The 13,431-nt window shown below is 64.3% G+C and carries 9 protein-coding genes; 7 read left to right on the top strand and 2 right to left on the bottom strand.

What is annotated here, in order from left to right; all coding sequences use genetic code 11:
* Positions 1-10 precede the first annotated feature (10 nt).
* Positions 11-1,534, top strand: coding sequence for a protein adenylyltransferase SelO (locus KUV74_RS03505; protein ID WP_222515633.1), 1,524 nt, complete (start codon positions 11-13; stop codon positions 1,532-1,534).
* Positions 1,535-1,624: 90 nt separating this feature from the next.
* Here the strand turns inward: KUV74_RS03505 and KUV74_RS03500 are convergent, their stop codons facing one another.
* Positions 1,625-5,569 (bottom strand): NahK/ErcS family hybrid sensor histidine kinase/response regulator, encoded by a 3,945-nt coding sequence (locus KUV74_RS03500; protein WP_222515632.1) that lies wholly within the window; start codon positions 5,567-5,569, stop codon positions 1,625-1,627.
* A 391-nt stretch (positions 5,570-5,960) separates the two neighbouring features.
* Here KUV74_RS03500 and KUV74_RS03495 point away from each other — a divergent pair, with 391 nt between their 5' ends.
* The 6 genes from KUV74_RS03495 (at position 5,961) to ttcA (ending at position 12,379) form a co-directional block, all read left to right on the top strand.
* Positions 5,961-6,218, top strand: coding sequence for a DUF4212 domain-containing protein (locus KUV74_RS03495; protein WP_045992160.1), 258 nt, complete (start codon positions 5,961-5,963; stop codon positions 6,216-6,218).
* 38 nt (positions 6,219-6,256) lie between these two features.
* Complete coding sequence (locus tag KUV74_RS03490) at positions 6,257-8,050, top strand: sodium:solute symporter family protein (protein ID WP_108131315.1); 1,794 nt, start codon at positions 6,257-6,259, stop codon at positions 8,048-8,050.
* 102 nt (positions 8,051-8,152) lie between these two features.
* A complete protein-coding gene (locus tag KUV74_RS03485) occupies positions 8,153-9,976 on the top strand; it encodes a DUF294 nucleotidyltransferase-like domain-containing protein (protein WP_108131316.1) in 1,824 nt (607 codons plus the stop codon).
* Complete coding sequence (locus tag KUV74_RS03480) at positions 9,973-10,665, top strand: 3'-5' exonuclease (protein ID WP_308812406.1); 693 nt, start codon at positions 9,973-9,975, stop codon at positions 10,663-10,665. Before KUV74_RS03485 ends, KUV74_RS03480 begins: the two co-directional genes overlap by 4 nt.
* A gap of 118 nt (positions 10,666-10,783) precedes the next feature.
* The gene (locus KUV74_RS03475; protein WP_239452527.1) at positions 10,784-11,023 is read left to right on the top strand and encodes a hypothetical protein; all 240 of its coding nucleotides are present in this window, start codon (positions 10,784-10,786) and stop codon (positions 11,021-11,023) included.
* Between the two features lie 396 nt (positions 11,024-11,419).
* Positions 11,420-12,379: a tRNA 2-thiocytidine(32) synthetase TtcA gene (ttcA, locus tag KUV74_RS03470; RefSeq protein WP_222515631.1), complete on the top strand. Its 960-nt coding sequence runs from the start codon at positions 11,420-11,422 to the stop codon at positions 12,377-12,379.
* Between the two features lie 160 nt (positions 12,380-12,539).
* Here ttcA and fnr read toward each other — a convergent pair whose 3' ends face one another.
* Positions 12,540-13,280: a fumarate/nitrate reduction transcriptional regulator Fnr gene (fnr, locus tag KUV74_RS03465; RefSeq protein WP_045992157.1), complete on the bottom strand. Its 741-nt coding sequence runs from the start codon at positions 13,278-13,280 to the stop codon at positions 12,540-12,542.
* Positions 13,281-13,431: the final 151 nt, after the last annotated feature.

Genomic DNA, 13,431 nt, shown 5'->3' with positions numbered 1-13,431 from the left:
GTAGCAGCCCATGTTTCCTGCCTTTTCCGGGCGCTATGCGTCCCTGCCCGATCGTATGCGCGCCGAGATGGCGCCCACCCCTGTGGCGGCGCCGCGTCTGCTGGCCTTCAATCGTCCGCTGGCCGAGGCGCTGGGTTTCGACCTTGACGCCTTCGACGCGACCCGTGCCGCCGAGGTGCTCGGTGGCAACGCCGTGCCCGATGGAGCGACGCCGATCGCCGCGGCCTACGCAGGGCATCAGTTCGGCAGCTTCGTGCCACAGCTCGGCGATGGTCGGGCGATCCTGCTGGGCGAGCTAGCCCATCGAGACGGCGGCCTGCGTGAGGTCCAGCTAAAGGGCGCCGGACGCACGCCCTTTTCCCGCGGCGGTGATGGTCGCGCGCCGATCGGACCGGTGCTGCGCGAGTATCTGGTGTCAGAAGCCATGGCCGCACTGGGGGTGCCCACCACCCGGGCGCTGGCGGCGGTGGCCAGCGGCGAGCAGGTGGTGCGCCAGATGGTGGAGCCCGGGGCGGTACTGACCCGGGTAGCCTCGAGCCATGTGCGGGTCGGCACCTTTCAGTATTTTGCCGCCCGCCGTGACAGCGAGGCGCTGTCGCTGCTGGTGGACTTCTGCATCGAGCGACACTACCCCGAGCTGGCCGACTTGCCCGAGGCCGAGCGCGCGCTGGCGCTGGTCGAGGCGGTGGTCGAGCGCCAGGCCAGCCTGGTCGCCCAGTGGAAGGGGCTCGGCTTTATTCATGGGGTAATGAACACCGACAACTGCGCGATCTCGGGGGAGACCATCGACTATGGTCCCTGCGCCTTCATGGACGCCTTCCACCCGCACAGGGTGTTCAGCTCCATCGATGAGCGCGGGCGCTACGCCTGGGACAACCAGCCGGCCATCGCCCAGTGGAACCTGGCGCGCCTGGCCGAGACGCTGCTGCCGCTGATCAGTGACGATCAGGAGCGAGCGGTGGCGCTGGCCACCGAGGCCATCGAGGCCTTCGCCGAGTGCCATGACGCCGCCTGGACGGCGGTGCTGCGTGCCAAGCTGGGACTCGGGGCTGATGACTCGCAAGGCCAGCCGGAAAGCCGCTCGACCGATGGGCAGGGGGGCCCGTTGGCAGACGAGGACCTGGCCTTGGGCGAGGACTTCCTCAAGGCCATGGAAGAGGGCAACGCCGACTTCACCCTGAGCTTTGCCCATCTGCCCCTGGCGCTGGCCGGCGATGAGGCAGCGCTTGCCGAGGGCTTTGAGCGCAGTGGCAGGCTCGAGGCCTGGCTGCCGCGCTGGCGCGAGCGTCTGGCCCGTGAAGGCGTCGCCGACGAGGTCGTCGGCGCGCGCCTGGCGGCGGCCAACCCCCAGGTGATACCGCGCAATCATCTGGTCGAGAAGGCCATTCGCGCCGCCATCGATGACGACGACCTGAGCGTATTCGAGACGCTGCTCGCCGCCGTGACCCGGCCCTACCAGACCCCGGACGATACCAGCCTGCTGGCCCCACCCGGGCGCGACGAGCGAGTGCTCAGAACCTTCTGCGGTACCTGAGGGACCCCACCGGCACGTCGCCGCCGCCGGTGGGCTGCTTGCCAGCAGGACTTACGCCGACAGAACTTTCGCCAGCACGGCTCGCGCCGGCTACTGCGGTGCCTGGCTGGCCTGCAGGGTGCGCGTCAGCAGTGCCCGCAGGGCGGCCGGGCGCACCGGCTTGAGCAGCAGCTGGTAGCCACCGCGGCGGACCTCTTCGGCCACCTCCTCGGTGCGGTCGGCGGTGATCACGATGCCGGGCACCGCGCCGGTCAGGCGCTCGCCCAGGGCGTCCAGCGCCATCAGGCCGGTGACCTCGTTGTCCAGGTGATAGTCGGCGAGGATGGCGTCGGGGTCGTCGTCCAGATGGCGCAGCACCGACTTGGCGCCACCGATGGAGGTGGCGGTGAACACCTCGCAGCCCCAGCCTGACAGCATCGCCTTCATGCCCTCGAGGATCAGCGACTCATTGTCGATACACAGGATGCGCTTGCCGTCGAGCTTGCTGGCGACCTTGCGCGCAGGCCGGGAGTCCGTGTCCTCGGCCGGGGCCTTTGCCTCGACCCTGGGTACGCTGACCGAGAATACCGTGCCCACGCCGACCCAGGAGCGCACCCGGATGGGGTGGTCGAGCACCCGGCTCATGCGGTCGGCGATGGACAGGCCGAGGCCCAGTCCCTTCTCGCTTTCCTTGTGGCGCGAGGCCTGATCCAGGCGACGAAACTCCTGAAAGATCTCGGCCTGCTTGGCCTCGGGGATGCCGGGGCCGCTGTCCCATACCTCGATCAGCAGGCGCTCACCGCGCCGGCGAATGCCCAGCAGCACCCGGCCTTCCTGGGTGTAGCGGATGGCGTTGGACAGGAAGTTCTGAATGATTCGGCGCAGCATCTGGCTGTCGCTGTCCACCCACAGGGCCGACCCCACCACCTTGAGGTCCAGGCCGCGGTCTTCGGCCATCACCGCAAACTGGGCCTGCAGCGGGCGCAGGATGTCGGTCAGCGCAAAATGGCTGCGTCTGGGAGTCAGCGCGCCGGCGTCCAGCTTGGAGATGTCCAGCAGGGTGCCGAGCAGCTCTTCGGCGGACTGCAGTGAGCTGTCGATATGGCCGATGGTGCGCTTCATGTCCTCGGCGCCCATGTCCTGGGACAACGCCGAGGTAAACAGCCGCGCCGCGTTGAGCGGTTGCAGCAGGTCATGGCTGGCTGCGGCCAGGAAGCGCGTCTTGGAGGCGTTGGCGTCCTCGGCCACCTGCTTGGCCTGGCGCAGGGCCTGCTCGGCTTCGGCGCGCACCCGGTTCTCCTGGCGCAGCGCGGCGTTGGCTTCGGACAGGGCCAGGGTGCGCGAGCGTACCCGCTCCTCCAGGGTCTCGTTGGTTTCCTTGAGGGCGATCTCGGCCCGCCGGCGTTCGGTAATGTCCTGATAGAGCGCGAAGAAGCCGAGGATCGCGCCGCTGTCGCCGAAGTGCGGAGTATAGGTCACCAGCATGTAGCGCAGGCCTTCGTTGGTGATCTCGAGCGACACCTCGAAGCTGACCCTTTCGCCACTCAGGGTGCGCTGAATCCAGGGAATGCGCTCCTCGGCCATGGTCTCCGGAATCACCTGGGTCACCTTCTTGCCGATGACCTCGTTGCGGTTGATGTTGAAGGCCTGCTCGTAGGCACGGTTGGTAAAGAGGTAGCGACACTCCCGGTCGAAGTAGGCGATCAGCGCCGGCACGTTGTCGGTATAGATGCGGATATTGTTTTCCGAGCGGATCAGCGCTTCTTCGGTGCGTTTCTGCTGGGTGATGTCCTGATAGGTGTAGACGAAGCCGCCACCGGGCATGGGGTTGCCCTGGACCTCCAGCACGCTGCCGTCCTGGCGATATCGCACGTAGCGGTGGGGCTGGCCCTCGCGGATGTTGTCGAGCAGCAATTCCACGTGCTCTTCCGGGTCGCCGGGGCCGTACTCGCCGTTATGGGCGTTGTAGCGGAAGATGCGGTCGATCGGGGCGCCGACACGGATCAGGTGGTCAGGGAAGCGGAACAGCTCCAGATAGCGCTGGTTCCACACCACCAGGCGCAGGTTCTGATCCACCACGCTGATGCCCTGGTTGATGTTCTCGATGGTGGCCTGGAGCAGGGCGCGATTGAACTCCAGCACCTGGGAGGCCTCATCGACGATGGAGATGACGTCGGAGATGCCGATGCCACGCCCCTGCAGCGCCGAGTTGACGACGATCCGCGCCGACGAGGCGCCCAGCACCGAGGCCAGAAAGCGCTCGGTGAACTGGATCACGTCGATGGACGCTCGGGCACTGTCTTCCAGCGCCTTGCCGTTGCGCCGGGCGTAGTCCGAGAAGGCGCGGTCGACCTGGCCGGCGCTGAGGAAGCGCTGGCACAGCACCTTCAGGTCGCCGACCGTGGTAGCCCCGGTCCAGGGGCGATTGACCGAGGTCTGGCGGGTCTCGACGCTGTCGACGAACAGCGACGCCTGAATCCGTTCCACCACCCGCTGAGGGGTTACCTGGGAGACAAAGATGTAGGCCACCAGGTTGACCCCCAGCGACAGCATCACGCCGTGGGTAAAGCTGTCACCCACGTGCAGGCCGAACAGCGAGGTCGGTGACAGCCAGGCGATCCCCAGCGGCCCACCCTGGAGCCAGCCGGCGGGCAATACACCGGCGTTGATCATCGCTGGCAACAGCAGGGTGTAGGCCCAGATGGCGAAGCCCGCGTTCATGCCGACGATGACCCCCAGGCGATTGCCGCGCTTCCAGTAGAGCCCGCCGATCAGCGCCGGGGCGAACTGGGCGGCGGCGGCGAAGGACAGCATGCCGATGGAGGCCAGCGAGGTGAATTCGCCGATCAGCTGATAGAAGCCATAGGCCATGGCCAGGATCACGGCGATGGTAATGCGCCGTGCCCGCAGGACCAGGCGTCCGTAGTCGCGAGCCTTGGTGTCGAACCAGCGCATGCGGAACAGCGCCGGGATGACGATCTCGTTGGAGATCATGATCGAGACCGCCACGGCGGCGACGATGACCATGCCGGTGGCGGCGGAGAAGCCGCCGATAAAGGTCAGCAGGGCCAGCCAGCTCTGGTTGGCGGCCATCGGCAGCGACAGCACATAGGTATCGGGTGATACGTCGGTGCCGGCGAAGATGGTCAGGCCGGCGGCGGCCAGCGGCAACACGAAGAAGGCGAACAGCACCAGGTACAGCGGGAACATCCAGCGCGCGCGGGCGGCGTCGTCGCGGTGGGTGTTCTCCACCACGGTGACGTGAAACTGACGCGGCAGACACAGGATCGCCAGCATGGCCAGCAGGGTCTGGGCCCAGAAGCTCTGGCCGAAGTCCTGCTGGGCCAGTTGCCGCTGCAGCTGCAGGTGGGTGTCGGCCCGGGTCATCAGGTCCTGCAGGCCATCGAACATGCCCCAGGTGACGTAGGCGCCGAGGATCAGGAAGGCCACCAGCTTGACCAGCGACTCGAAGGCCACTGCGTGGATCAGGCCCTCGTGGTGCTCGGTGGCGTCGGTATGGCGGGTACCGAACAGGATGGCGAAGATCGCCATGACGATGGCCACATAGAAGGCGGTGTCACCGAACAGCGGCGCCTGGGTGATGTCGGAGGCGTCGGTGAGCACGGCAAAGGACGTGGACACTGCCTTCAACTGCAGGGCGATGTAGGGCAGGGTGCCGATCAGCGCGACCAGGCTGGCGAAGGCCGCCAGAGACTGGGTCTTGCCGTAGCGAGAGGCGATGAAGTCGGCGATCGAGGTGACGTTCTGGTGCTTGGCGACCCGCACCATCTTGGCCAGTACTGGCCAGAACAATAGAAGCGTCAGTACCGGACCGACGAAGATGCTGGCGAACGACCAGCCGGAGGTCGCCGCCTGGCCCACGGCGCCGTGGAAGGTCCAGGAGGTGCAGTAGATCGCCAGCGCCAGGCTGTAGACCAGCGGGCGACGATGGCTGGCCCCCAGGTGGCGTGCACGACGATCGCCGCGCCAGGCGATGGCGAACAGCACGGCGATGTAGAGCAGTGAAACAGCGATCAATAGCCAACCGGCAAACATGGGCACCTCCTCGACGTCAGCGGCCATTCTAGGGCATTGGCGGCCTGCTCGGCAGGGGCGCAGCGTGGTTGCCTCGATTCGGGCGCCTGAAGCGCGAAGCATTGACGGAATTTTGCGCCATCAAGGGAAAGGCATTGCCTGGTCTCAAGGCCTTGGATCGCGACTAAGGTGGATTGCACCTTTGTAGTGATAGACCATCGGCTAATATTCCAGGAATGTTTGTAAGTTGCTGAAATATTTAATGTAATGGTTTTCTTGGTGCGGTGCATTTATGCTTTTCGACTAAAGTTATCGTTCCAGGAAAGGCCATTTTGTCTAGTCTGCTTCTCGAGCCTTTGTGTCGTCTTTGCGGCGGCATTTGGCGATCAAACCACTTCTTGAGGGTAGCCTTATGCTAGACAAGAGCGCACAGGCCTACTGGAAACGAAACATACGAACCATCCTCGGCTGTCTGGCCGTATGGTTCATCGTCTCCTATGGCTTCGGCATTCTGCTGGTGGATGTACTCAACAATATCCAGTTCTTTGGCTTCAAGCTCGGCTTCTGGTTTGCACAGCAGGGATCCATCTACACCTTTATCGTGCTGATCATTTTCTATGCCTGGAAGATGAACAAGCTCGATGAAGAGTACGACGTCCACGAACAGTGACACCCGCAAAATAACGTCAATGAACGGGAATTGATTCCATGGATGTACAACTACTTACCTATATATTTGTAGGGGCGTCCTTCGCGCTCTACATCGGTATCGCGATCTGGTCGCGTGCCGGGTCTACCAAGGATTTCTACGTCGCCGGCGGCGGCGTCCACCCTGCCGCCAATGGCATGGCTACCGCGGCAGACTGGATGTCGGCGGCCTCTTTCATCTCCATGGCGGGTCTTATCGCCTATCTGGGTTACGACGCCTCGGTCTACCTGATGGGCTGGACCGGTGGCTACGTCATGCTGGCCATGCTGCTGGCGCCTTACCTGCGCAAGTTCGGCAAGTTCACGGTGCCGGACTTTATCGGTGACCGTTACTACTCGAATATCGCCCGTACCGTGGCGGTCATCTGCGTTATTTTCGTGTCCTTTACCTATGTCGCCGGTCAGATGCGCGGCGTCGGTATCGTCTTCGCCCGTTTCCTCGAGGTCGAGGTCAATCTGGGCGTGGTCATCGGCATGGTCATCGTGTTCTTCTACGCGGTGCTCGGTGGCATGAAGGGCATCACCTACACCCAGGTAGCCCAGTACTGCGTGTTGATCACCGCCTTCATCGTGCCGGCGGTGTTCCTGTCGATCATGATGACCGGCCACGTGCTGCCGCAGACCGGGCTCGGTGCCACCTTCGTCGATGCCGCCGGCAACGACAGCGGCCAGTACATTCTCGATCGTCTCGACGGTCTGCTGACGGATCTGGGCATCACGCCCTACACCGACGGCAGTCAGCCGATGATCAACGTGTTCTTCATCACCGCCGCCCTGATGTGCGGTACCGCGGGTCTGCCCCACGTCATCGTGCGCTTCTTCACCGTGCCGCGGGTGCGTGACGCCCGGGTCAGCGCCGGCTGGGCGCTGGTGTTCATCGCACTGCTCTACACCACCGCTCCGGCGGTCGGCGTGTTCGCCCGCACCAATATCATCGAGACGGTACACGAGACCAGCTACGAAGAGGCACCGGCCTGGTTCAAGAGCTGGGAAGGCGTGGGCCTGATCGGCTGGCTCGACAAGAACGACGACGGTCGGGTGCAGATGGGGCCGGGCGCGCCGTTCGAGGGCAAGCCGACCTTCGAAAGCGGCCCGCTGGAAGAGGAAACTCCTGGCGAGCACGGGCAGCGGGTGGTGACCAATACGCCTACCGACAGCCCCAACGAGGTCTACATCGACCGTGACATCATCGTGCTGGCCAACCCCGAGATCGGCGGCCTGCCGGCCTGGGTGATCGCCTTGATGGCCGCCGGTGGCGTGGCCGCGGCGCTGTCCACCGCAGCCGGTCTGTTGCTGGTGATCTCGGCGGCGGTGTCCCACGACCTGATCAAGAAGCAGATCAATCCCAACCTCAGCGAGAAGGGGGAGCTGCTGGCGGCGCGTAGTGCTGCTGCGGTGGCGGTGGTGGTAGCCGGCTACTTCGGCATCAACCCGCCGGGCTTCGTGGCCCAGGTGGTGGCCTTTGCCTTCGGTCTTGCTGCCTCGTCCTTCTTCCCGGCGATCCTGCTTGGCATCTTCGACAAGCGCATGAACCGCGAAGGGGCCATCGTCGGCATGGTGCTGGGTCTGAGCTTCACCTTCATCTACATCGTCTACACCAAGTTCATCAACACCGATCCTTCGATCTGGTGGTTCGGCATCTCGCCGGAGGGTATCGGTACCCTCGGCATGATCCTCCACTTCGTTGTGGCCTTCGTGGTCTCGCGGGCAACCGCGGCACCGCCGGAGCACATCCAGGAACTGGTGGAGAACGTGCGTGTGCCGAGAGGCGCGGGTGAGGCCCACGCTCACTAGAGCGGGCCATCAGGCAGGGGCGTCGGCCCACCATCCGTCGCCCCCTGCCAGACGACAACACTCCCCGACCCCGGCCTCGCCGGGGTCGGTCATGGAGCAGACATGATCGACATCGACTTCACTCATCCACCGTTTTCATTGCTCGACGAGGCCGAGCGCGAGCGGGTCCTGGGCGGGCTGGATATCGCCTACTACGGGCGGGATGACGTGATCCTCGATGCAGGGCAGTCCGGCGAGTTCGTCTTTGTGATCCACAAGGGCGAAGTCGCCGAACTGGACCCGGCCGAAGGCCCCGCCGGGGGGCGCATCGGCCACTACACCGGGGGCGATCTGTTCGGTGCCATCAGCGTGATCAACGGCCAGAGCCGTTACCGCTTCGTCGCCGAAGAAGAAAGCCTGTGTTATCTGATGCCGCACACCTTGTTTCTGTCGCTGTGCGAGAACAACGCCGCCTTCTCGGACTACTTTCACCAGCGCCTGATCAGCAAGACGCGCTTGCTGGCCGAACGTCGCGCCGAGGGCGGCGTCACCCTGGCCGGATTCATGCTCGCCCGGGTGAACGAGTGCATGCGTGAGCCGCTCAAGGTCGGCTCGACGACATGCATTCGCGACGCCGTGCTGACCCTCAAGGACAAGGGCGCCGACAGCCTGCTGGTCGAGACGCCCGACGGTCCTGGCATGCTGACCAAGACCGACCTGCTCGAGGCCCTGGTGCTGGAGGGGTGCGACGGTAATGCCGAGGTCGGTGGCATCGCTCATCTGTCGCTGGTGACGGTGGATGAAAGCCAGTACTTGTTCGAGGCACTGATCGAGATGACCCGCCACAAGGTGGCCAGGGTGGTGGTGCTTCAGGGCCAGCGGCTGATCGGTGTCGTGGAGCTGACCGATGTGCTCAGCTTCTTTTCCAGCCGCAGCTACGTGGTCAGCCTGCAGGTCGAGCAGGCGACGACCCTGGCCTCGCTCAGCGAAGCAAGTCAGCGTGCGCCGGAGCTGGTCGAGGCGCTGATGGCCCAGGGGGTACGCATGCGCTTCGCCATGGGCATGCTGTCGGCGCTCAATGGGCGCATCATCAGCAAGGCCTGGCACTTCTCGATGCCGGCCCCTCAGCGCGAGCGCGCCTGTCTGCTGGTGCTCGGCAGCGAAGGGCGTGGCGAGCAGATCCTGAAGACCGACCAGGACAATGCGCTGATCCTGGCCGATGACCAGCAGTGGGACGAGCTCAGTGCAGATACCGCGCGGTTCACCAGCGTGCTCGACGATCTGGGTTATCCGCGCTGCCCGGGCAACATCATGGTCTCCAACCCCCAGTGGGTCGGCACCCTTGCGCAGTGGCGCGCGCGCATTCGTCGCTGGGTCAGCGAACCCGACGGAGAAAGCCTGATGCGTCTGGCGGTGCTTGCCGACGCCTCGGGGGTGGCCGGTGACTTTGCCCTGGTGGACCGACTCCACGACGTGCTGATCGAAGAAACACGGGGCAATGAACTGTTGCTGACCCATCTGGCGAGGGGGGTGTTGCGGTTCTCGACGCCCTTGACCCTGTTTGGAACGCTGAAGAAGCCCGAGCACGGCGTCGACATCAAGAAGGGTGGCATCTTTCCGATCGTCCATGGTGTTCGCACCATGGCACTGGAGTGCGGGCTGCGCGAGACCTCGACCCACGACCGGCTGGCGGCGCTGGCGTCACTCGGCCGCATCGAGCGGGTGGTGGCGGAGGATCTCGGCGAGGCGTTGTCGCTGTTCTGTGAGCTGCGGCTTCGGGCGCAGCTGGCCTACCGGCGCGACGATGCCCGGGCCACGGACGCCCCGGACAGGGTGGTGGTGCAGTCGCTCAATTCGCTGGAGCGGGACCTGCTGCGCGAGGCGCTGCATCTGGTCAAGGAGTTCAAGGCCAGCCTGTCCCACCGCTATCACCTGGAGTATGCATGAGTGTCGAGGCAGCCCCCCAGGGCAAGCTGCCTTGGCGTCAATGGTTTCGCTTGGGAGAGTACCCGATGCTGAGAGCGATCAGGCGTGTGGCCGACAGGCGTCGGCAGGCCGATGGCGATTTCGCCTGGCTGTTCAATCCCTATACCGGCGATGAGCTGGTGTCCCTGGACTGCGAAACCACCGGTCTGGATACCCGTCATGCGGAGCTGGTGTCCATCGCTGCGGTGCGCATCCGTGACGATCGCGTCTTGACCAGCGAGTCGCTGGACCTGCGGCTCGCGCGTCCTGCCAGCCTGAGTGGAGACTCCATCTGCATCCATCGCCTGCGAGGGGTCGACCTGGAAGGCGGCCTCGAGGTGCGCGAGGCCTTGACGACGCTGCTGGAATTTATCGGCAATCGCCCATTGGTCGGCTGGTGTATCGACTTCGACCTGGCCATGCTGGATCGCTACCTGAAGGCGGAGTTTGGCTTCTCGCTGCCCAACGCCACCATCGACGTGGCCCAGCAGTACCGCAAGCGGCTGCGCCGAAGTCACCCGGAAATCGAGGTGCAGCCGACCTTTGAACAATTGGCAGAGCGACTTGGAGTCCCGATCATGGGACGCCATACGGCCCTGGGCGACGCCGTCACCACGGCGCTGATGCATCTGCGCCTGGAGAGCGGGGCACTCACGGCGCCATCGCGCTGACCCGGTGCCGTCATCCGCGCTGACCCGTTGCCGTCATCCGCGCTGACCCGTTGCCGTCATCCGCGCTGACCCGGTGCCGCCCGCACCGGCAACCATTCACCTGCAAGGAGATCCTGTCATGAGTCTGCACGCCATGTTGACCCTTCTCGAGCCCACGCTGCTGGCGCTGGGCCTGGTCTCGGTGCTGGTGGCCTACCTCCAGTACTATCGCCGTACCCGGGACCTGTGGGGCATGGTCAAGTTCTGGGAGAAGCGCCTGACCCTGACCGTGCGCGAGTTTGGCTGGCAACGTGCCGGCATCCTGCTGCTGTTGCTGGGCGTGGTGGTGCGCTATCTGCTGGCGCTGAACGTCGTCTAGGGCTTGTCTGAAAAGTGCCTGCGCTCGGTAATACGGCGTTAAAAATCGTCTGGTGCGCCAGCCCGGTCAAAATGCTCATTTACACCCCGTAAACTGCGCTTTCTCACCGATTTTTGCCTTGTCTAACCTTCGCTCGTCGACTTTTCGGACAGCGCCTAGGGCCTGGCTGACAGGCACTTGCGTTCTTCGACTTGCCAGGCCAGGCCAGACCAGGCCACGACGCGCAAGGGCGCCACTACGGCGGTGTCGTCCTTGGCGGTTTCCGATGTGCCGCCGACGAAAAGCCCCTGCCGTATTGTCCTCGCCGGGGTAAGCGGTCGCTGACCTCTTCGCCACTAAAGCGTCCGGATGGTAGACTGGCGCCTCTTTCATTTTCAGCCGTGATGTCCCGCTCCCATGTCGCCACAGTCCGCCTCCGCCACCCTGTTCGATCCCCGTACCCCCGAGGATGACCATCTCTCGATCGATGCCGGCGTCAGCCCGGCCGACCCTGCTGCGGGTGGCGATCAGACGGAAGCCCAAGTTCAGGCCAAGGCACGGCGTGAATTCAACAAGCTGCAGAAGCGCCTGCGCCGCCAGGCCGGCAACGCCATCATCGACTACGGCATGATCCAGGAAGACGACAAGATCATGGTGTGTCTGTCTGGTGGCAAGGACAGCTACACCATGCTCGAGATCCTGCGCAGCCTTCAGCGCAACGCGCCGGTCAACTTCTCGCTGGTGGCGGTGAATCTGGATCAGAAGCAGCCGGGCTTTCCGGAGCATGTGCTGCCGAACTATCTGGACAGCATCGGCGTGGACTACCACATCCTCGAGCGCGACACCTATTCGGTGGTGAAGGAGAAGACGCCGGAGGGCAAGACCACCTGCGCGCTCTGCTCACGCCTGCGGCGCGGCTCGCTCTATGGTTTCGCCGAGGAGATCGGGGCGACCAAGATCGCTCTGGGCCACCACCGCGAGGACATTCTCGAGACGCTGTTTCTGAACATGTTCTTCGGTGGCAGCCTCAAGGCGATGCCGCCCAAGCTGCTCTCCGACGACGGCAAGAACATTGTCATCCGTCCGCTGGCGTACTGCCGCGAGGCCGATATCCAGGCCTACAGCGAGGCGATGGAGTTCCCGATCATCCCGTGCAACCTGTGTGGTTCCCAGCCCAACCTGCAGCGCCAGGTGGTCAAGGAGATGCTGGCCGAGTGGGAGGTCAAGCATCCCGGGCGCCTCGAGAGCATGTTCAAGGCGGTGACCAATGTGGCGCCGTCGCAGCTGGCGGATCGGCAACTGTTCGACTTCGAGGGGCTGGAGGCCGTACAGGCCGAACGCCAGGCCCGGCGCATCGACGTGGTGGATGCCGGCTGATCTCGCCAACAGCGAATGTGCATGACGCCATGACAGCAAAAGAGGCCGCATCTCCGGATGCGGCCTCTTTCTTGTCACACGCCATCTATTACGCTTTGCTTTCCAGATCATGGATACAGGGCCCTGCCGGCCAGGCCCGACACACTGCTGCCAGGCCCGCTCAGGTAACTTCGGTGTCGGCCAGGGTCGACAGCGCGGTCAGATCGAGGATATTGACCTCACGTCCCGATACCGCCACCAGATCCTGCTGCTGGAAACGCCCGAGGATACGGCTGACCGTTTCCACCGCCAGCCCCAGGTGATTGCCGATGTCGGCGCGGGACATGGACAGGCGGAAGCTGAACGGTGAATAGCCGCGGCGGCGGAAGCGGTCCGACAGGCCGAGGAAGAAGCAGGCCAGGCGCTGATCGGCGGTCTTGCGTGACAGCAGCTGCATCATCCGGCGGTCCTCTCGCAGCTCCTTGCTCAGGGTGCGAAACAGCTGGGCACGCAGCTCCGGTAGGGTCTGGGTCAGCGCATCGAGGCGGTCGAAGGGAATCTCGCACACCGTGGTGGTCTCCAGCGCCACCACGCTGCCGGGATAGCGGCCGTCGTCGATGCCATCCAGCCCAACCAGTTCACTGGGCAGGAAGAAGTTGGTCAACTGAGCTTCGCCGCTGCCTTCGGTGGTGATCTGCTTGAGACTCCCCGATCGGACCGCGAAGACGCTGGTGAAGCGATCTCCCTGCTCGACCAATCGTGTGCCTTTCTTGATCGGCGGGTGACGACGGATGATGGAATCGAAGCGCTCGAGGTCGGCGGTCTCCAGCGACAGCGGAAGGCACAAGGAACTCAGGCTGCAGGACTCACAGCGAGTCTCATGCAGCATGGGACGCCGCCGATCTTGGGCCGTAGGACTCATTCGCAGCTCCTGTGGATCTGGGATCGATATTGACTGGGCCATGGGGAGAACAGACGTCGCCCGTACAGCACGTTGATGGCACTATTCTACACCCTCAGATCAGCTAAAAGTGGTGCCTACCTCTTTAGGATTAATAACTTAGAGGTAGGAT

Origin of the sequence: Halomonas sp. DP1Y21-3 (genome assembly GCF_019801245.1) — a bacterium.
Lineage (GTDB): Bacteria > Pseudomonadota > Gammaproteobacteria > Pseudomonadales > Halomonadaceae > Halomonas > Halomonas litopenaei.
The sequence above is the reverse complement of the archived record's forward strand: the minus strand, read 5'-3'. Positions and strand labels throughout refer to the sequence as shown.